Origin of the sequence: Acinetobacter sp. YH16032, from assembly GCF_013417345.1 — a bacterium.
Lineage (GTDB): Bacteria > Pseudomonadota > Gammaproteobacteria > Pseudomonadales > Moraxellaceae > Acinetobacter.
In genome coordinates this window covers 481,431-501,810 of the sequence record NZ_VPEE01000001.1, presented here as the reverse complement: position 1 = coordinate 501,810, position 20,380 = coordinate 481,431, and the positions used below count along the sequence as shown (strand labels likewise).

21 protein-coding genes and 1 riboswitch are annotated in these 20,380 nt (G+C 37.6%); of the genes, 10 read left to right on the top strand and 11 right to left on the bottom strand.

Annotated elements, in window-relative coordinates; all coding sequences use genetic code 11:
* The first annotated feature begins 190 nt into the window (after nucleotides 1–190).
* From FTV32_RS02370 to FTV32_RS02360, 3 genes are all read left to right on the top strand, one after another.
* Nucleotides 191–424 (top strand): hypothetical protein, encoded by a 234-nt coding sequence (locus FTV32_RS02370; protein ID WP_035263705.1) that lies wholly within the window; start codon nucleotides 191–193, stop codon nucleotides 422–424.
* A gap of 114 nt (nucleotides 425–538) precedes the next feature.
* The gene (locus tag FTV32_RS02365) at nucleotides 539–775 is read left to right on the top strand and encodes a hypothetical protein (protein WP_035263707.1); all 237 of its coding nucleotides are present in this window, start codon (nucleotides 539–541) and stop codon (nucleotides 773–775) included.
* 147 nt (nucleotides 776–922) lie between these two features.
* A complete protein-coding gene (locus FTV32_RS02360; RefSeq protein ID WP_051586486.1) occupies nucleotides 923–1,510 on the top strand; it encodes a lecithin retinol acyltransferase family protein in 588 nt (195 codons plus the stop codon).
* A gap of 218 nt (nucleotides 1,511–1,728) precedes the next feature.
* Here FTV32_RS02360 and FTV32_RS02355 read toward each other — a convergent pair whose 3' ends face one another.
* On the bottom strand, nucleotides 1,729–3,450 hold the full coding sequence (locus FTV32_RS02355) for a glutamine--tRNA ligase/YqeY domain fusion protein (RefSeq protein ID WP_035263709.1): 1,722 nt from the start codon (nucleotides 3,448–3,450) through the stop codon (nucleotides 1,729–1,731).
* A gap of 165 nt (nucleotides 3,451–3,615) precedes the next feature.
* Here FTV32_RS02355 and FTV32_RS02350 point away from each other — a divergent pair, with 165 nt between their 5' ends.
* The 4 genes from FTV32_RS02350 (at nucleotide 3,616) to nfsB (ending at nucleotide 6,296) form a co-directional block, all read left to right on the top strand.
* Nucleotides 3,616–4,125 carry a peptidylprolyl isomerase gene (locus tag FTV32_RS02350; RefSeq protein WP_035263711.1) on the top strand — a complete coding sequence of 170 codons (510 nt, stop codon included), beginning with the start codon at nucleotides 3,616–3,618 and terminating at the stop codon, nucleotides 4,123–4,125.
* A gap of 117 nt (nucleotides 4,126–4,242) precedes the next feature.
* The gene (locus FTV32_RS02345; protein WP_180027791.1) at nucleotides 4,243–4,974 is read left to right on the top strand and encodes a UDP-2,3-diacylglucosamine diphosphatase; all 732 of its coding nucleotides are present in this window, start codon (nucleotides 4,243–4,245) and stop codon (nucleotides 4,972–4,974) included.
* Nucleotides 4,975–5,109: 135 nt separating this feature from the next.
* Nucleotides 5,110–5,529: a hypothetical protein gene (locus FTV32_RS02340; RefSeq protein ID WP_035263715.1), complete on the top strand. Its 420-nt coding sequence runs from the start codon at nucleotides 5,110–5,112 to the stop codon at nucleotides 5,527–5,529.
* Nucleotides 5,530–5,642: 113 nt separating this feature from the next.
* Nucleotides 5,643–6,296: an oxygen-insensitive NAD(P)H nitroreductase gene (gene nfsB, locus FTV32_RS02335; RefSeq protein ID WP_035263717.1), complete on the top strand. Its 654-nt coding sequence runs from the start codon at nucleotides 5,643–5,645 to the stop codon at nucleotides 6,294–6,296.
* A 42-nt stretch (nucleotides 6,297–6,338) separates the two neighbouring features.
* On the opposite strand, the gene FTV32_RS02330 is transcribed toward nfsB, so the two are convergent.
* The 4 genes from FTV32_RS02330 to ftsB all read right to left on the bottom strand — a co-directional run bounded on the left by FTV32_RS02330 (nucleotide 6,339) and on the right by ftsB (nucleotide 10,502).
* Nucleotides 6,339–7,583: a D-amino acid dehydrogenase gene (locus FTV32_RS02330; protein WP_180027790.1), complete on the bottom strand. Its 1,245-nt coding sequence runs from the start codon at nucleotides 7,581–7,583 to the stop codon at nucleotides 6,339–6,341.
* A 139-nt stretch (nucleotides 7,584–7,722) separates the two neighbouring features.
* Nucleotides 7,723–7,811: riboswitch (glycine riboswitch) on the bottom strand.
* A 391-nt stretch (nucleotides 7,812–8,202) separates the two neighbouring features.
* Nucleotides 8,203–9,339, bottom strand: a complete 1,137-nt coding sequence (gene rodA, locus FTV32_RS02325; RefSeq protein WP_092766373.1) for a rod shape-determining protein RodA — start codon at nucleotides 9,337–9,339, stop codon at nucleotides 8,203–8,205.
* Between the two features lie 82 nt (nucleotides 9,340–9,421).
* Nucleotides 9,422–10,147 carry a 2-C-methyl-D-erythritol 4-phosphate cytidylyltransferase gene (gene ispD / locus FTV32_RS02320; protein WP_180027789.1) on the bottom strand — a complete coding sequence of 242 codons (726 nt, stop codon included), beginning with the start codon at nucleotides 10,145–10,147 and terminating at the stop codon, nucleotides 9,422–9,424.
* Nucleotides 10,113–10,502: a cell division protein FtsB gene (gene ftsB / locus FTV32_RS02315; protein WP_035263725.1), complete on the bottom strand. Its 390-nt coding sequence runs from the start codon at nucleotides 10,500–10,502 to the stop codon at nucleotides 10,113–10,115. The genes ispD and ftsB overlap by 35 nt, the downstream gene beginning before the upstream one ends.
* Nucleotides 10,503–10,756: 254 nt before the next feature.
* On the opposite strand from ftsB, the gene FTV32_RS02310 reads away from it, so the two are divergent.
* Nucleotides 10,757–11,314, top strand: a complete 558-nt coding sequence (locus FTV32_RS02310; RefSeq protein WP_180027788.1) for a hypothetical protein — start codon at nucleotides 10,757–10,759, stop codon at nucleotides 11,312–11,314.
* Nucleotides 11,315–11,376: 62 nt separating this feature from the next.
* Here the strand turns inward: FTV32_RS02310 and eno are convergent, their stop codons facing one another.
* The 3 genes from eno to FTV32_RS02295 are packed head-to-tail and all read right to left on the bottom strand — an operon-like array spanning nucleotide 11,377 to nucleotide 15,243.
* A complete protein-coding gene (eno, locus tag FTV32_RS02305; protein WP_180027787.1) occupies nucleotides 11,377–12,666 on the bottom strand; it encodes a phosphopyruvate hydratase in 1,290 nt (429 codons plus the stop codon).
* Between the two features lie 46 nt (nucleotides 12,667–12,712).
* On the bottom strand, nucleotides 12,713–13,570 hold the full coding sequence (gene kdsA / locus FTV32_RS02300; RefSeq protein ID WP_035263729.1) for a 3-deoxy-8-phosphooctulonate synthase: 858 nt from the start codon (nucleotides 13,568–13,570) through the stop codon (nucleotides 12,713–12,715).
* A gap of 32 nt (nucleotides 13,571–13,602) precedes the next feature.
* Entirely contained in the window at nucleotides 13,603–15,243 is a 1,641-nt protein-coding gene (locus tag FTV32_RS02295) for a CTP synthase (protein WP_180027786.1), read from the bottom strand.
* A gap of 227 nt (nucleotides 15,244–15,470) precedes the next feature.
* Between FTV32_RS02295 and FTV32_RS02290 the strand changes: the two genes are divergently transcribed.
* On the top strand, nucleotides 15,471–15,869 hold the full coding sequence (locus FTV32_RS02290) for an internalin (protein WP_180027785.1): 399 nt from the start codon (nucleotides 15,471–15,473) through the stop codon (nucleotides 15,867–15,869).
* 95 nt (nucleotides 15,870–15,964) lie between these two features.
* Here the strand turns inward: FTV32_RS02290 and FTV32_RS02285 are convergent, their stop codons facing one another.
* From FTV32_RS02285 to FTV32_RS02275, 3 genes are all read right to left on the bottom strand, one after another.
* Nucleotides 15,965–17,065, bottom strand: a complete 1,101-nt coding sequence (locus FTV32_RS02285; protein ID WP_180027784.1) for a YheT family hydrolase — start codon at nucleotides 17,063–17,065, stop codon at nucleotides 15,965–15,967.
* A 51-nt stretch (nucleotides 17,066–17,116) separates the two neighbouring features.
* Nucleotides 17,117–17,524 carry a nuclear transport factor 2 family protein gene (locus tag FTV32_RS02280; protein ID WP_180027783.1) on the bottom strand — a complete coding sequence of 136 codons (408 nt, stop codon included), beginning with the start codon at nucleotides 17,522–17,524 and terminating at the stop codon, nucleotides 17,117–17,119.
* Between the two features lie 146 nt (nucleotides 17,525–17,670).
* Nucleotides 17,671–19,695: an NADPH-dependent 2,4-dienoyl-CoA reductase gene (locus tag FTV32_RS02275; RefSeq protein WP_180027782.1), complete on the bottom strand. Its 2,025-nt coding sequence runs from the start codon at nucleotides 19,693–19,695 to the stop codon at nucleotides 17,671–17,673.
* Between the two features lie 138 nt (nucleotides 19,696–19,833).
* On the opposite strand from FTV32_RS02275, the gene FTV32_RS02270 reads away from it, so the two are divergent.
* On the top strand, nucleotides 19,834–20,376 hold the full coding sequence (locus tag FTV32_RS02270) for a PadR family transcriptional regulator (RefSeq protein WP_035263741.1): 543 nt from the start codon (nucleotides 19,834–19,836) through the stop codon (nucleotides 20,374–20,376).
* The last annotated feature ends 4 nt before the right edge of the window (nucleotides 20,377–20,380 follow it).

The window sequence follows — 20,380 nt, the reverse complement described above, 5'->3', positions numbered from 1 at the left end:
TTTTTGAATTTCACTTAAAAATCATATAAATAAAGAAAAATTTAATTTTTCAATGTCATAATTTCGTTAAACTTTAGGTTTATCATCGAAATATTTATTTTAAAATGTGCCTTAAATCACGATTACAAACTTGCATTAAATTTTAAATCGACTATATTTCGACCTATCTTTGGTTGCAAATGAAGGCTCTATGAGTTTTTGGCAAAAGCTGTTTTCATCAGATTCGCAGCAGAACGAGCATAAAAATCAAATTGCTTGTGTTGAAAATGATTGTTCATGTAAGACTAACGATCAGTTGATCGAGGCTTTACAAAAGGCATCAGATGAAGATGTAATCCGCGGAATCAAAAAAGTTCTTATTTCGCGTGGCTATTCAAAAAAAGATCTTACTGATTTATTGAGTAACAAAATCACCCTTCAGTAAAGAAAAAAAGCACTGCATAGACAGTGCTTTTTTTATGATAAATTTTCTGTTCAATTTAAAAATGTTCAATTAAGATAAGCTCATAGGATAATTAAAAATACATTTGGGGATTCAATGAAAAATATTCTATTCATTATTTTAGGGGCGACTTTCATATCGCTTAGTGGTTGTAATAAGCTACCTTCAGCATGTGAGGAAGTTTGGGGCAACATTGAAAAATTAGCGAAAGAGAGCGGTATTCCTCAAACTGCCATAGATCGTCAAAAAAACGAGTTTGAAGAGCAAATTAAACAGCTTCCTAAAGAAGATGCAATTAAAAATTGTGAAGCACAAAATGCTTTCTTCTCATAACTTCATTTGAGTTGAATAAAAAATTTAGGCACCTTTTTTAGAGTGCTTATATTGTATTTATACCTCATTATTTATTTCCAATTCGGTTATACTGTGGACTCTCTTTCAATAAATGTACATCTGTAAAGTTATTGGAATATTTTATAAATGCGGCATAAACACGTCAAAACATTCCCTCTTGGTGCTCACTTAATTGTTAAGCATTTTGGTTATTCACATCATGGTATTTATGTGGGTAAGGGTCGTGTTATTCATTATTCAGGTTTTGCTCATCTCTTTAAAAAACATCCGATCGAAATTACATCTCTGCAAAAATTTGCACATGGCAAAAAAATTACGATTCGGCATTATAGCACCCCCAAATATTCAGGTCGTGCTGTCGTAAGACGAATGCGCTCTCGAATGCATGAAAATAACTATCATCTCATTATTAATAATTGTGAACACTTATGTTCTTGGGCGATCACGGGCATCGAAAGTAGCCCACAAGTCATCAAAATGATGAATAGACTCACCACTATTGGTTATATCAGCTCACTCATGAGCTACTTAAATAGTCTTCTTTTAACTTTAGCAACCACCTGTTTTGCTTTGGTATTTTATATTAAGAAAAAGTTAAATGATCAGCGCAAACTGAAAGGCCCTGTGTATATCGCTTTACAGCAACATCAGAAACTAAAGCAAAAAAAAGCCCCGCTTAAGCAGGGTTTCGAGGAAAACAAAGTTTCAAATTAACCTTTCGGTTGAATTAAATATGCGCTTGAAAATCCAAATAGTCAAATATATATTTGAAATATAATGTTATTTTAGTTTTTATTTATAACTTATTAAATTATTCTTAAATACTCACCTTTATCTAATCATGTGAATTTAATCACAAAAATTATTTATTAACCTAAATTTGAATAAAAAAAAGCCTGAATCAATCAGGCTTTTTTTGATATTACCAAACTTTATTTTGCAGGCTTAAAACTATCTTTTAAATCCAAAATACGGTTAAAGACAGGTTTTTCAACAGTATGATCAAATTGATCAGCGACAAAATAACCTTCACGTTCGAATTGGAATCGATCTTCTGGTTTCGCTTGAGCTAAAGCAGGCTCAATTACCGCTTGAACAATTTTTAGAGAATCTGGATTTAAATTCGCTAAGAAATCATCGTCCGCATCAGGTGCGGCTTCAGTAAATAGACGATCATAAATACGAACTTCAGCAGGAATCCCTTTATTTGCAGATACCCAATGAATAACACCTTTGACTTTACGACCTTCTGGATTCTTACCTAAAGTATGCGGATCGATAGAGCATTTCAGTTCAACAACTTCGCCATTTTCATCCTTAATCACTTCATCACATTTAATCACATAAGCATGACGTAAACGGACTTCACCACCAGGAATTAAGCGTTTAAACCCTTTAGGCGGCTCTTCCTCAAAATCTTTACGATCAATATACAATTCAGAAGTCAGTGGAATTACACGATCACCCATATCAACATTTGGATGGCGTGCGTGTGTTAAATCCATATCCTCTGGAAGGTTGGTCAATGTCACTTTAAGAGGATTCAATACCGCCATACCACGTGCAGCAGTATTTTCTAATGATTGTCGAATGCAGAATTCAAGCATTGCAACATCGACAATACCATCAGTTTTAGATACGCCCACACGCTTACAGAAATCACGTAAGCCTTCTGGAGTAAAGCCACGACGACGCATTCCCACGACTGTAGGCATACGTGGATCATTCCAACCATTGACGTAACCACCTTCGACCAGCTTACGTAATTTACGTTTTGAGGTGATGGTGTAATCAACATTCAAACGGCTTGATTCGTACTGGCGTGGAACTGCTGGAGAATTTACCTTAGCGACAACCCAATCATAGAACGGGCGATGGTCTTGGAATTCAAGCGTACATAACGAGTGCGTAATGCCTTCAATCGCATCAGACAAAGGATGAGCATAGTCATACATTGGATAGATTTTCCACGTATCGCCTGTTTGATGATGCTCAGAATGTAAAACACGGTAAAGAATTGGATCACGCATATGTACGTTCGGTGATGCCATATCAATCTTGGCACGAAGTACTGCTTGGCCTTCTCCAAGCTCACCATTACGCATTTGTTCAAAACGTGCTAAGTTTTCTTCAACCGTTGCATCACGTTGCGGAGAATTTTTACCTGGTTCTACAAAATTTCCACGATTCAGCTTAATTTCTTCAGGAGATTGCAAATCGACATATGCATCACCTTGTTTAATTAATTGAATCGCCCATTGATACAATTGATCAAAGTAACTTGATGCGTAGCGTGGTTCACCATTCCAGTCGAAACCGAGCCATTTAACATCGTTCGCAATACCATCTACATATTCTTGTTCTTCTGCATCTGGATTTGTATCGTCAAAACGAAGATTACATAAACCAGAAAATTCTTCTGCAATACCAAAATTCAGGCAAATCGCTTTAACATGTCCAATGTGTAAATAACCATTAGGCTCTGGTGGAAAGCGCGTCACGACTTTATCTGTACGCCCTGCTGCAAGATCTTCTGTAATTACTTGACGTACAAAGTCTAAGCCCGGTTGTTGTTCTTGCTGCGCAGCATCGACTGATGGATTGTTAGTCGTCGGGGTATTTGGCAGGGATGAAACAACATCATTCGGCTTCATAGTTGATAAATCACTTCTATAAGATAAAATAGGATAATTAAAACGCTATCTTCATATTATTAACAAAGAAAATAACGTTTTTGCTTGCCTTGTAGTTTACAGTTTGCTTATGCTTCTCTCAACCACAAACCCATGGCTTTTTGTCCATGATCAGGAGATTATAGAATGAGTTTTCCTCAAGTCGAATTAAACACCAATAAAGGACGTATTGTTCTAGAGCTTAACTCTGAAAAAGCACCTAAAACTGTTGCTAACTTTTTAGAGTACGTTCGTGATGGTTTTTATGATGGCGTAATTTTCCACCGTGTAATTGACGGTTTCATGATCCAAGGCGGTGGCATGGATGAAAACTTCAAAGAAAAAGCAACTCGCGATTCTATTGAAAATGAAGCTGACAACGGTTTAAGCAATGACGAAGGTACGATTGCCATGGCACGTACTCAAGCTCCTCACTCAGCATCTGCACAATTCTTCATTAACGTGAAAAATAATGCTTTCCTTAACCATACGGGTAAAACAGCTCAAGGCTGGGGTTATGCAGTATTTGGTAAAGTTGTAGAGGGTATGGACGTTGTTAATGAAATCAAAGGCGTTCGCACTGGTAACCGTGGCTACCACGCTGACGTTCCACTAGAAAACGTTGTGATCGAATCTGCTAAAATTATCTCTGAATAAAAAACCTACCCCTTAACTTATTAAGTTTTCAAGCACTGCTTTAAAACTAATATCATGTTCAAGGGATTGTTTCCCCATCTAAAGTTGATGGGGATGTAGGCAAATAAGGAATATTAAGTGACCTATCTGTTTATTTCAGATTTACACCTGTCACCTGAACACCCTCGACTCGTTCGAGGGTTTTTAGATATATTAGATCATTATCAAGACCAGCAAACCCAACTCTATATTTTAGGTGATTGGTTTAATGCATGGATTGGTGATGACTATACAGCTCCTTGGCTCGATGAAATCGTTGAACGCTTAAAAAGATTTACTGCTCAGGGAAATCAAGTTTTATTTTCTGTCGGCAATCGTGATTTTGCGCTGAATCAAATTTTTTTAAATAAATTTGGTGGCATCTTATTGTCCGAAGTCTCTAACTTAAAAATAAATGACGTCCAAATTCGTATAGAACATGGTGATTCACTATGTACAGACGATGTCGCCTATCAACGTTTTAAAAAAATAATCAGAAATCCACTCATCATTTGGATACTGCGGAATACCCCACTTTCTTTTCGTACTCAACTTGCAAATGGATTTAGAAAAAAAAGCCACGAATCAAAAGAATTTAAATCTTATGATGTCATGGATGTAAATCAAGATGCTGTCCACGATGCATTGAAAGAAGTTGATTTACTAATTCATGGTCATACGCATCGCCCTCAAATCCATATCTCTCAAGATAAAAGAAGAATTGTTTTAGGCGACTGGCGTTTGGATCAAGCTCAAATTTTGGAAATTAATCAATCGAAATTCTCTAAGCAGTCAATCAATGATCTGACACTGAAAACATGGTCTTATTAGTTCCTCTATTTTCATAATGATCTCATCAACCTTTAAATTGAAATTTCACTCAATGTTTGAATATTAATCAGTATGTTTTGCTTTAAGTTTTTTTGCATATGATAATAACGACTCAATTCAATTCGTGAGTTTGTCATGTCTAATTTCAGCAATATTACTGTTCAACACCATGAAGATGATAAAGTGTCATTATTAATCGATGGTAAAGCAATCTCTGAACGTTATGATGTACGCCTAGATGCCACAATTATTGATGAACTCAAAAATCTTGCTGATGGCGCCGCATTGACAATCTTTGAACAATTTATATTTTCCCATCAAGATCTCAACTTTGAGCATTCATATCAATATGTGACTAACATCGTAAACCATAATAACGATTACGAATTGATCACCCACCTTGTCTACAAAATTAAGGCCGCAGACCAAGCACCGATCGAACATAATATCAGCAAGAATGGTCAACCTATGACTGAAGAAGATGTGCGCGCATTTATCAACCAACAAATTGCAATGTCATTAGAAAAATATACTGATTTAAAATATGCCTATTGATTTAAAGACAAGTCAGATTTTTCATATCATTTAGCATCAACTATAGAAAATATTTAAGTTCAGAGTCATTTAAAATTTTTAGATGAATATATTGTGAATAATCGGAGGATAATATGGATTTGTTAAACATCTCCCAATCTCGCTACACCACCAAAGCGTACGATTCTTCAAAAAAGATCCCTCAAGAAAAGTTTGAAAAATTATTGGAATCTTTAAGGCTCGCACCTTCATCTATCAATATTCAACCGTGGCATTTCTTTGTCATCGAAACTGATGAAGCCAAACAGCGCATTGCTAAAGCACTGGTTGGTAAGTATGTTTATAATGCACCCAAAGTCCTTGAATCTTCACACACAATTCTGTTTTGTACGCATAAAGACATTACAGACTCTCATCTAGATCGATTATTAAATCAAGATGAAATCAGTGGTCGTTTTAAAGATGACCAAGCAAAACAAGCTCAAAAAGATACGCGCTTAGGCTATGTTGATTATTATCGCAACGAAAAAGGCGATATCCAGCGCTGGTCTGAAAATCAAACTTTTATTGCACTTGGGCAAACCTTATTTGCTGCAGGTTTAGAAGGTATCGATGCCACTCCAATTGGAGGATTCGATGAAAAAATTATCGCTGAAGAGTTAAATCTTGACGCAAAAGGCCTGATTCCATCAGTGCTATTGGCACTTGGTTATCGAAGTGAAAAAGATTTTAATGCCAAATTACCTAAATCTCGTTTGAATGCAGATCAAGTTTTCACTCGACTATAAATGTATTTGCCACAATAGTTTTCACGCTATTGTGGCTTTTCATTAAGCCGCTATTTTCTGTGAAATTTCTAAACAGATCATTGCAGCAGTTGCAGCTGACAGCGTCCAACCCAGATGCCCATGACCGGTATTATAAAAGACTCTCGGATGCTTCCCTTGTCTTACCACTGGCATCATATTCGGCATCATCGGTCTTAATCCAGCCCAAGGGACACAATGCTCAGTTGAAATATCAAAATTACGATTCACCCAATGAACCAAAGGTTGTATGCGATCCATACGGATGTCTCGGTTATAGCCATTAAATTCTGCAGTACCAGCAATTCTTAAACGATCTCGACCTAATCTCGACGTCACAATTTTTGCACTTTCATCCAATAAACTTACCCATGGTGCATGTTGTTGGCTATGTTCATCATTCAACTGAACTGTAATCGAGTACCCTTTCACAGGATAAACATTGACACGATCTCCAGCCTGTTGTGCTAAATGATAGCTTCCAACTCCACCACAAATGACCATTGCATCAGCTTGAATAAATCCATCGGGTATATCTCTACTTTTAGGATCACAAGCGCGATATTTAGCTGAAACTTGTTCTGTTGAATGATCCAGATTTAAATCTTCAACTTCTACACCGTATAAAAATTTCCCACCTTTATTCGCCACCACTTGGGCTAAATGCGTGGTGTATTTGTGTATATCTCCTGTGGCATCGTCAGGACAATAAAAACCACCGTAATATTCTCCCTTCAAACTTGGTTCAATACTGTGAATTTCTCCATTTGTAACAGCGTGACGCTCTAATCCACCTTTGCATAACAAATCATTCACTCTTATTGCGACATCATAATCCTGCTGATTATGATAAAAGTGCAAAATTCCACGCTTTTCCAAATCAAATTGAATATTTTCTTTCTGTGCAATTTCAAACAGCCGTTTTCTTGCCAATAATGCCAGTCTTACCGTTTCTTGTGTGTTGGCTTCGTAATGTTTGATATTACCCATAAATTCAATCAGCCAAGCGTATTTATGCAAATCAAAAGATGGGTTGAGTAATAATGGTGCATCTTTTTGGGTCATCCATTTGATACCCTTCAGTACCGTTGCTTTCTGATTCCACACCTCTGCATTACATGCAGAAAGTTGACCTCCGTTCGCAAATGAAGTCTCCATTGCTGGATATAAGTTTTTATCCAAAATCGTGACTTGATAACCAAGTTCTAATAATTCGTAGGCAGTGGTTATTCCTGTAATGCCAGCACCAATCACCATAATATGTGACATAAAAGCTCCTTGAAAATTTTATATTTTCAATGCCCCATCTGTCACGGTACCTGAGAGCTTCGGAAATCTTCATGACATATGAATTTTTCCATCCCCTTCGGTGAGTCTAAACATCATTAGACTTCTCTCCAGATGATTGAGAATAATTACAGTCCTTTTGCCTGAGAGATTCCGGGGTCGTTGCTCCTTCGGCGGATCTACAGAAGACCTCTCTCCTGCAATATTCGTTTAATTCTTATTCAGCAATTAATATGCCATAGTTAATTTTTTTATACATCTACGAGAATCAATTTTAAAAAATATTTTTATAAGCAAGGATCACCAAGTATAAGACAACAGCTAAGACAGGAGTTTTTAGCTAGGGAAACGTAACAAAGATCATTGTTTAGCTCAAATTTTTCTACCATCGAGAACAATTTAGTCATTAAAAACAAATGAGGAAACAATTTATTTTTTAAAGTTACTCTCTGAGAGCTTGGATCATCTTCCATATACACTTTCATCTTCTTCAGCATAAAAGTGTAATGACTGATTAGAGCAATCATTGAAGCTCAAAGTTTCAATAGATGTGAGAGTAAGCAGAATGTGAGTTGAAAATTTGCTGTCAACCCCAGATGTTTTAGCGATGAGTATGTATAGACATTACAATGCCCATACCTGCAAGCGTTGCAATGACTGCCGTACCACCATAACTCATGAGTGGCAATGGATCACCCGTTACTGGAAGTATTCCACTCACCATTCCACTGTTCAAAAACACAAAGAAAAAGAAAGTTAATCCTGCCGCACCCGCATAAAGACGTCCAAAATTATGGAAGCTGTTCATGGAAATAATCAAACAACGAATAATGATCGCAGCAAAAATAACAAATAATACGAACACACCAAAAAAGCCAAATTCCTCTGCATAAGCAGACATAATAAAGTCTGTATGATGTTCAGGGAGATAACCTAAATGAGACTGTGTTCCTTCATTAAAACCTTTACCAAATAGTCCACCAGAACCAATCGCAATTTTAGACTGAATGATATTCCACCCTGCACCTAGCGGATCTGATTCAGGATCAAACAAAGTTAAAATTCGCTTTTTCTGATATTCCTGTAGAAAGAAATTCCATAATAATGGTGCAACTACTGCAAACCCAGCAACGACAGCCCCAATTAAACGCCAAGAAATACCACTTAAAAAAATGACAAAAATTCCGGGAATAATTAATCCAATGTTTAAGTCGGGCTGTAATGCGACTAAAACAAAAGGAATCATCATCAGAAATAAAGCAAAGAGAATATGCATAAATTTGGGTGGTAAAGTCCGCAGACTAAAAAACCAAGCCATCATGAGTGGCATCGTAAATTTCATAAATTCACTGGGCTGCACACTCCCTAATCCAGGAATAGAAATCCAGCGTTTTGCGCCTAAGCGTACATCACCAATTAGCAATACCAAAAGCAGAAGCACAATCGAAAATGCATACAGATAAGGACTGACAATTTGATAAACTTTTGGAGGAATTTGTGCACAAATAAACAGCAAAATAAAACCGATACCAAAACTGGTCGCCTGACGAATCACCATGCTTGAATCATGATTGGTTGCACTATAAACAACCATGAGTCCAAAAGCTGCGTTTAATATCAAAAAACCAAGTAACCATGGATCTAAATGTAATTTAGTCCAACGTGACGAATCATGTTTGATTGTTCGTCCATCTCTCAAGGCATGACGCAAAAAACGGTACTGTTGTGAAGGTATCATTGGCTGAATTGCATATTCTAAGTAGCGTTATTATAAGACAATGTTTTGGCTATTTAAGCAAAGTCCCAAACATAAAACTAAATTATTTCGAGTCACACTGTGACTGAAGAATCAGACGAGCAAGTTCTAAATCTTCAGGATAAGTAATTTTAATATTATCAGATCGTCCAATCACCACATCCACTGGATGATGAGCATATTCAAGCGCACTCGCTTCATCCGTCATTGTGATCCTGTGAGTTAAAGCGTGTTCAATGGAAGTTTTTAACAATTTAATGGTCGACAATTGTGGAGTTTGTGCTTGCCACAATGCACTTCGATCTACAGTTTTTTCAATAGCACTCGACGGATCTACTCTTTTTAAAGTATCACGCACAGGCGTTGCTAAAATTGCGCTATGCTTAGATTCGATAACATGGCGAATCAAAGACTCTAAATTGCTCAAGCTGACACAAGGTCGAGCAGCATCATGCACAAACACCAGATCATTTTCATCTGCAATATTGGTTAAATACTTTAAACCGTTAAGTACAGAATCAACCCTCTCCTGACCACCTAAGCAGAAATGAAGGATTTCCGATTTAGCAAATTGAAGTGTTTGAGCAAATTGGTCATGCTCTGAGATTGCCAATACATAGCCAGCAATAGGCAATTGAGCAATACGTTCTACAGTATGCTCAAGTACAGTTTTATTCTGGATAATTTGATATTGCTTTAACGCTGATTTGGAAAATCGACTACCAGAACCTGCTGCCGGAATAATAGCCCATAATTTACGGTTGTTCAGATTCAGGTTGTCTAGACTCATTGGTTCTTAAATCTACGTTAGCATTTGGGTCGATGTAAATCGGCTTATAATTCGTACTGATTGTACTCATTTGAATAAAAGTTTCATGAGGCTTAATTAAGCCAAGATCTAAACGTGCATGTTCTTCAATCGCCTCAACACCATTTTTTAGATCATACACTTCAGCAGCCAGAATACGATTACGCTCTTTTAACTCTTCATTTGTTTCAGCTTGTTGATTCATTTGCTGAAGTAGCGCCTGATGAGGGAAATATCCTCCTTCACCGAGCCAAAAGCGATATTGAAAGATGGCAATTAAAATTATTGCCACCAGCAAAATCACTTTACTTGAAGTAGTTTTAAAGACGTCTAACATTATTTTTGAGGCTTAGTTAACATCATGAAATTAGAGCACTAATATACCCTAAAACAAAGAAAGGTAGTATGTGTAACTGTGTTAAATATGCAAATGTTAAACAAATTCACATTGATTGATTTCTTTTAAAAATATGTACTGTTAAATATCAAAAGTTATTGAATATTCTAGAATCATTATTTTTACACTTTTTATTTCATAGCTTGATAACATAACAATTTGCTTAAGAGCTTCATAAAAAAGGATTTCAATTAATGAATGAATTTGAGATAACGATTCGTTCAGCCTATATTCAAGGTATTTTAGGGGTTCTAGGTGCATTAATTGGTGCTGCTGTCGTAATTTTCTCCCTGAGAAGCACAGCAAAGAATACAGTAAAACAAATTAAAATTGATAAAATTGCTGAATCTAAACGAGATCAATATATCGATCTTACAGACACATATACACAATTTTTAGTTTCATCATTATTACTTAAGCACAAAAAACAAGATTCAGACAATCATCAACCCGATATTGAGTGGGACACTCATTTGTCCAAGTACATTAGATTGATTGGATGTATCAATAAAGTTAATTTAATTACAACATCATCAATACGATTAGAACTTTATGAATTAGAAAAAGTACTCATAACTTATCAAACTCCTGTATCTAACCATTTCTTTAACAATTTCCCTTTAGACTCTAGCAAAACCCTTGAACAGAAAGTTTTCGACTTTGCAAAATTATTAAGAAATGATTTAAGTATTGAAAGTCATCAATCTTTGGAAGCAAAACTCTCTCAATTGAGGCTTAAACATAAACTTTAGAAATTAAATAAAAAACCACTCTTTATAGAGTGGTTTTTTAAAATTCAAAATAATCTAAACGATTAATTTAAACCTTTAAACTCAGCTTTACCGCGGTAAATAGCATTCGTCAATTCTTCGATACGAAGCAATTGGTTGTATTTCGCTACACGGTCAGAACGGCAAAGTGAACCAGTTTTGATTTGACCAGCACCAGTACCTACTGCAAGATCCGCAATTGTAGAATCTTCAGTTTCGCCAGAACGGTGAGAAATCACTGTAGAGTAACCATTTGCTTTAGCAAGATAGATCGCATCTAAAGTTTCAGTCAACGTACCGATTTGGTTATACTTAATCAGGATAGAGTTACCAACTTTTTCGTTGATACCACGTTGAAGGATTTTAGGATTTGTAACAAACAAATCATCACCAACCAATTGAATCTTGTCGCCAAGAATCGAAGTTAGGTAAGACCAACCTTCCCAATCAGATTCATCTAAACCATCTTCAATAGAGATAATTGGATATTGGTTTACAAGACCTGCAAGGTAGTCAGAGAATTGGTTGTTTGTGAATGCTTTATTGCCTTCACCAGCAAGGATGTACTGACCATCTTTGTAGAATTCTGAAGATGCACAGTCAAGCGCAAGCATAATGTCAGAACCCGCTTTGTAGCCAGTTTTTTCAATTGCTTCAAGAATAACTGTAATTGCTTCTTCGTTTGAACGTAAGTTCGGCGCGAAACCACCTTCATCACCAACAGCAGTATTTAAACCTTGTTTCTTTAAAACTGATTTTAAAGAATGGAAGATTTCTGCGCCTGCGCGAAGTGCTTCAGAGAATGAAGTGAAGCCAACTGGCTCAATCATGAACTCTTGGATATCAACGTTGTTGTCCGCATGTGAACCACCGTTTAAGATGTTCATCATTGGAACAGGCATTGTTAAAATGCTGTTGTTACGAAGGTCTGCGATGTATTGGAAAAGAGGAATTTTCTTTTCGTCAGCAGCAGCACGCGCAGCAGCCAAAGACACTGCCAAAGTTGCGTTCGCACCTAATTTTTCTTTGTTTTCAGTTCCGTCTAAAGCGATCATCGTATTATCGATGTCTTTTTGTTCGAATACTGATTTACCCACTAACGCGTCACGGATTAACGTGTTTACGTTGTTCACAGCTGTTTTAACACCTTTACCTAAGTAACGTGCTTTATCGCCATCACGAAGTTCTAAAGCTTCACGAGAACCAGTTGAAGCACCAGATGGTGCACATGCACGGCCAACTACGCCAGATGCTAAGATAACGTCTGCTTCGATGGTTGGGTTACCACGAGAGTCCAAAATTTCACGTGCACGAATGTCAACGATTTGGCTCATGAACAATTCCTCAGTTGATTAATAAAACGATGCGTCTAACGCTGCATCAGTGTGTATCTAATTTTTTGAAACCTTTAACCAAGGTATCCAATTCTTTAAGCTGAGCTAAGAATGGCTCAAGTTGAGACATTCGAAGAGCGCAAGGTCCATCACATTTTGCTTTTTCTGGATCAGGATGTCCTTCCAGAAAAAGACCTGCTAGACCTGTAGCCATACCCGCACGCGCTAATGTCGTAATTTGTGCGCGACGACCACCTGCTGAATCTGCACGACCACCCGGGGTTTGAAGTGCATGTGTCACATCAAAGAAGACAGGCACATTCATTTCTTTCATGATGTCGAAACCAAGCATATCGACAACTAAGTTGTTGTAACCAAATGCTGAGCCACGCTCACATAAAATCAGCTTGTCATTCCCTGCTTCCAAACACTTATGCAAGATATGACGCATTTCATGCGGTGCTAAGAATTGCGCTTTTTTGATATTGATAATGGCTTGAGTTTTTGCCATCGCCTCAACAAGATCTGTTTGACGGCTAAGGAAAGCAGGTAATTGAATGATGTCAGCCACTTCAGCCACAGGTGCTGCTTGATATGGTTCATGAACATCTGTAATGATCGGAACATTAAAATGTTTTTTAATGTCAGCCAACCACTCAATTCCTTTTTCAAGACCAGGTCCGCGGAAAGAATTTAAGCTCGAACGATTTGCTTTATCAAAGCTTGCTTTGAAAACATATGGAATATCCAAACGTTTGCAAATATCAACATAAGTTTCTGCAATTTCAAAAGCTAAATCTTTTGATTCAAGTACATTCATTCCGCCGAATAATACAAATGGCAAATGATTTGCCATTTGTATATCGCCTAAACGTACAATTTCTTGTGCTTTTAATTGTGACATTTAAACTTCCTAGTTATGTCCTAAGACATTCATTATTTCGATTTTTGATACTGTTTTTTAGCAGCATCAATAAAACCAGCAAATAATGGATGACCATCACGTGGAGAACTTGTAAATTCCGGGTGGAATTGTACAGCAATAAACCAAGGATGTTGAGGAATTTCAACAGTTTCAACTAAACGTTGGATTGGCGAATAACCAGAAATTTTCATGCCTTTTTCTTCTAAAGCATGAATATAACGATTATTCATTTCGTAACGATGGCGATGACGTTCAATAATTTCTACTGAACCATACACTTCTGCAGTTTTAGTGCCTTCAACCAATTCTGATTTTTGAGCGCCAAGACGCATTGTTCCACCAAGGTCAGAATCTACAGAACGTTGCTGTACTTCACCACGTTCGTCTAACCATTCCGTAATTAAACCAATTAAAGGCGATTTAGTTGAACGGTTAAATTCTGTTGAGGTTGCATCTGCAATACCAGCAACATTACGTGCGTATTCAATGACCGCAAGTTGCATACCTAAGCAAATACCAAGGAATGGAATTCCATTCTCACGTGCGAATTTAATCGCTTGCATCTTACCTTCAGTACCGCGCTCACCAAAACCACCAGGAACTAAGATTGCGTCAGCATCTTTCAACACTTCTGCTACATCTTGGCTTTCTAGTTCTTCGGCATTGACATAATCAATTTGAACTTTAACGCGGTTTTGGATACCTGCATGTAAAAGTGCTTCGTTTACAGATTTATAAGCATCTGGAAGTTCAACATATTTACCCACCATCGCAACACGAACAGTGTACTCAGGGTTTAATAGTGCTTCTACGACATTATCCCAATCTGAAAGATCGGCTTCTGGTAAATCGTTATAACCAAAACGCTCGCAAATTAAATCATCAACGTCTTGTTCATAGAACGTACGTGGAATTTCGTAAATTGTGCGTGCATCTTTACACACCACAACTGCACGAGCTTCTACGTTCGTGAACAACGCAATTTTACGCTTTGTATCAGCATCAACATCGTGTTCAGTACGACAGATCAAAATATCTGGTTGAATACCGATTGAGAGTAATTCTTTCACTGAGTGCTGAGTTGGTTTTGTTTTCAACTCTGCAGCTGACTTGATATATGGCAACAACGTTAAATGCATCAGCATTGTGCGTTTGTGACCAAGTTCAACCATTAACTGACGAACAGATTCCATGAATGGGAGAGATTCAATGTCACCTACTGTACCGCCAATCTCAACAATAGCAACGTCATAGCCTTCACCAGCGCGAAGAACACGTTCTTTAATATTGTCTGTAATGTGTGGAATAACTTGAACTGTTCCACCAAGGTAATCACCGCGACGCTCTTTATTTAAAACGTCTTGGTACACGCGACCAGATGTAAAGTTATTAAGCTTGGTCATTTTCGCACGACGCAAGAAACGTTCGTAATAACCCAAGTCTAAGTCAGTTTCCGCACCATCCTCTGTGACAAAAACTTCACCATGTTGGAACGGGCTCATCGTCCCTGGATCGACATTAATATATGGATCCATTTTCACCATGGTTACTTTTAATCCACGGGCTTCTAAAAGTGCAGCAACTGAAGCAGCTGAAATACCTTTACCTAGTGATGAAACAACACCACCAGTAACGAAAATAAAATGGGTCATTGGGTTTCTCGTACAATCGAGCCTAAATCGGCCTGCAATGTTGCGCAATTTTACTTTACTCTGTACCTATAAAGCAAAGTCAATCCGCATCAATTCAAAGAACAATAAACAATTGGTTATTCTATCATCATTTCCAATAAAGATTCACGCACACTTTCAGTGATTTTCATCTGTTAATTTGCTGTTATACTACGTCAGTCGATCTAGCTAGTTTGTTTTGAGCAACTATGAATAAAAAATTTTTAATCGGTGGTGCAATCTTATCTGCACTCCTCGTTACTGCATGTGTAAAAAAAGAAGCGCCTAAGGAAGAAGAACAGGAACAAACTGTTGAAACAACTGAACAGGCAGAACAAATTGAGAACATAGAGATTTCTGAACCTGAAATCGAACCTGAGCCACCAACTCAAGTTGAAATTGAGCATCAGGAGACAAACAATACGTCAGCGACTATTCGTCGTGAATACCGTGATGCTCCTGCACAAACGAATCCTGCGCCAGCACCAACTGTTGAAAATGTAGAACGCCCTACACCTTCTCCAAGTGCATCAACGGGTGGTTCTCAATCTGAAGATGATGCTGTTGCCGCTGCTATTGCTGCTGCTACCCCTGCTTTAGAAAACTAATTTTCAAATTAAAAAACCGAGTGACATGACTCGGTTTTTTTATGTCAACATGAATGAAAGTCAAATTGTTATTCATTTATAAACAACAAAAATTGTCAGGCTTTCTCTAATTCTAACAAAAATTCTGCAATTAATTTGTGTGCCCAAGATTCTGGATTTTTATTACCTTCATAGAAACAGCAATGGCTTCCTTTTTTTGTGGTCACTACTGCCATGTTCGGCATATGTTGAATCACTTCTTTATAAGGCTCTAAATTGCGGATATGGCATACTGGATCGTCTTCCGAATTTAAAATCATCAACGGCACTCTAATCTTCTCAAAGACATAGATGGGATTTGTCGCTTTACAATATGCGTCATAATTTTCAAATCCAGCGAACTGATAATATGTTTTTTCAAAATCAAATAAATCTTTAGCAACACTCAGTTGCTTAAAACTTTCTAAATTTCGCCAATGTTGCTCATATGGTTTTAAAAAATGTGCATTTAACTTTTTTGCCATCAAACGGCTATAAAAAGGATGAACATTTGAAAAACCAGTTTCCGTATTGTATCCAGGACAAAGTGCGAAAGCCGCTTGAATTGGTGTGGAACTTTCTTCCTCCCCTAAATATCTGACCAATAATCCAGTTCCTGCTGAAGACCCAACTGCATAAAATTTAGAATATGGCAAGCGCTGTTGAATATGTTCAATCTGCTCTCTTAGATCTTGCGTGTTTCCAAAAAGATTAATTTTAGGAACTGAAAGTGGTAGACCTGCATGCCCTCGTCTTAAACACAATGCGATACGCCAACCAGTTACTTGATGTAAGTCTCTGACCAATTCTCTCATACTGGCTGGGCTTCCAGTAATGGTATGTAGCACTAAAATAGTAGGTGTTTCCGCAGGCAGATGCATACCATACCAAGCAATACCCGTCGTTCCCCCATCAGACATTGTTAACTGTTCAATGAAGTCATATTCTAATTTTACGGTTTTCTTTCGAATTTTATCAAAATACACCAAGTGAGCATGCGTATTCGAGAGCCACGGCGTTGGTCTATATTTATAATGCAAACGTTTCAAGTTTGAAATCACATGCGCTAACTCACCTTGCGGATTAAAATAGATTGAAGGTATAGCTGCACCAGTAAAATAATCAAATTGGGTTTGAGTGAATTCCTGCACCCACTTGAAACGCTGATTAAGATTCATACAGACTCCGAATTTACTTACTCCAATTCATAAGCCAAAAACATGCCTAATTTATTTTGGTAGAAATTGAGCCATACGTTGGCCCATTTGCAACGCCAAAGCTTCTAAACCACTTTTAGGCCGAATCATCACCTCAAAGTCAATAATTTGACCTTGCTCATTAAACTGGATCATATCAATGCCTTTTAATGTTTTTTCACCCACATTTGCGGAAAATTCAAGCACAACACTGAGCCCATCTGCTGTATAGAACTCACGGTGATAACGAAAATTTTCAAAGATCTCAACCACATTGGTCAAAATAAAAGTAACAACTTGTTTGCCTGGATAAGGCTTAAATGCGACGGGTGATTTAAATACGACTTCTTCAGACAAAAGCTCATTCAATAGACTTAAATCACGCGTTTTAAGCATGTGGTGCCAACGTTGAATGGATTTTTGTGTGGTTTCGAGTGTCATTTTTATGTCCTTTTTGTTGTATCAGTTCAACCTTTTAGAAGAAAAGGGAGAATACTGCGTCAAGGAGAGGTCTCATTTAATTAAGTAACCTCTCCAAATCCTCTTCTTGCACTTTCATCTGTAATACAAGAGAGAAATTTTATGGCTTAAATCATGGCAGCCAATTCAGCGCCTTGACGAATCGCACGTTTTGCATCTAGCTCACCAGCTTCTTTCGCCCCACCAATTAAATGAACTTTTTTACCTGCCTGCTCAAGTTGATCAAATATGGCCGTATATGATTCTTGACCTGCACAAATCACCACATGATCCACGTCTAATACGGTAGTTTGTTCATTGATTGTGATATGTAAACCTTGGTCATCAATCTTGTTATACGTTGCACCTGGAATCATTTTTACTTCGCGATTTTTTAATCCAGTACGATGAACCCAACCCGTCGTTTTACCCAAGCCTGCACCAACTGAAGTGGCTTTACGTTGTAATAAGTAGATTTCACGTGATGGCTGTTCTACTTGAGCAGGTTTTAAACCTCCTACATTAGAATATGATGTATCAATTCCCCATTCATCATAAAATTTTTGAGGATTCAAGCTTCCACTTTCCCCCTCATGGGTTAGATACTCAGCAGTATCAAAACCAATACCACCAGCACCAATAATCGCAACACGCTGTCCGACTGGTTTTTTCTCTCTTAAAACTTCGATATAAGACAACACTTTTGGATGATCAATTCCTTCAATATCTAAATGTCGAGGTGTCACACCTGTAGCGACTACAATTTCATCAAACTGATCTGTATTGAGCTCTTCAAAAGTTGCAGTATGGTTAAGTTTCAATTGAATTAAAGGCTGCAACTCAATTTTTCGCTTAAAGTAACGCAATGTCTCATAAAACTCCTCCTTTCCTGGAATCGTTTTTGCAATATTAAATTGCCCCCCAATTTGATCGGCTGCTTCAAAAATGGTGACCTGATGACCACGGTCAGCTGCATAAGTAGCAAAACTCAATCCTGCAGGACCTGCACCAATGACAGCAATTTTTTTAGGCGTATGGGTTTCTTTAAAAATGAGTTCAGTTTCATGGCATGCACGTGGATTAACCAAGCATGACGCAATTCTGAGTGAAAAAATATGATCCAAACACGCTTGGTTACAGCCAATACACGTGTTGATTTCGTCACTTCTACCCTGTTCAGCTTTTAGTACAAATTCTGCATCTGCAAGCATTGGGCGAGCCATAGAAATCATATCTGCATGACCTGAAGCTAACACGTGTTCAGCCATTTCAGGGGTATTGATACGATTTGAGGTAATCAATGGAATATTAACTTCACCTTTTAGCTTTTCTGTCACCCATGTAAATGCTGCTCGAGGTACTTTCGTTGCAATCGTGGGTATACGCGCTTCATGCCAACCAATACCTGTATTAATGATAGTCGCGCCGGCTTTCTCAATTTCTTTTGCAAGATGGATGACCTCCTCAAGCGTTGAACCGCCCTCAACCAAGTCGAGCATCGAAAGTCTATAAATGATAATAAAGTTTTCACCCACCTCTGCACGGGTACGTTTTACAATTTCAATCGGCAAACGAATGCGGTTTTCATAACTCCCACCCCATTCGTCATCACGGTGATTGGTACGTGCTGCGATAAACTCATTGATGAGGTAACCTTCAGACCCCATAATCTCAACACCATCATAACCTGCATATTGAGCCAGCTTTGCACAGTTGGCAAAATCATCAATGGTTTGATGAACTTCAGCCGAGCTTAAAGCATGAGGTTTAACTGGATTAATTGGTGCCTGAATTGCTGATGGTGCAACATTTTCAGGCTGATATGAATATCGACCAGTATGCAAAATCTGCATTGCAATCTTACCACCAGCATCATGTACCGCTTGCGTAATGATTTTATGTTTCTCAGCTTCAGCAATCGAGTCTAATTTTGACCCTCCAGCAAAAGTCACACCAGCATCGTTGGGTGAAATTCCCCCCGTCACGATAAGACCGACCTGTCCTTGAGCACGCTCAGCATAAAATGCGGCCATACGTTCATAGCCACCTTCAACCTCTTCTAAACCTACGTGCATTGAACCCATCAATACACGATTTTTTAAAGTGGTAAAACCTAAATCTAGTGGTGCAAGTAAGTTTGGATAATTTGACATTCTGACCTCATGGCTCGCGTTTGCTTGCTATTATTGTGTGCTTCATGCAACTTGTTGCATAAATATATATTCTAATTTTGCTTTTTATGCAACATGTTGCATAATAAAGTTGATTCAAGATTTTACGATATATGATTTATGTCTTTAGCACATGTTTTGTTGACCAGTCTCATTGAAAAACCAAGTACAGGTATTGAACTTGCGCGTCGCTTTGACCGTTCTATGGGATTCTTTTGGAATGCAACTCATCAACAAATCTATCGTGAACTCAATGCTATGCAAAAAAAAGGTTGGATTTCGACTATTGATGAAGGTGATCCCAACTCGAGAAAGAAAAAATATAAAGTTGATGCTCTAGGTCGAACTGAACTTGCCAATTGGATGGTACAGCATAGTGAGCCTGCCCAACTCAGAGAAGAATTGATGGTGCGTTTAAGAGCTGAAGCACAACTAGGTGGTAATAATGTGTTGAAAGAATTGGAATCTCATTTAGAGATTCATAAAAATAAGTTAAAAATATATCAAGCGATTTATGATAAAGATTTTGCTAATAAAGATAATGATGACCGTACACTCTATATTCACAAAATGATTCTTCAATTAGGCATTGAATTAGAGCAAGGTTGGATCAGTTGGTTAGAACGTGTAATTCCACAATTGAAAATAATGAATACAAAATAAAGGA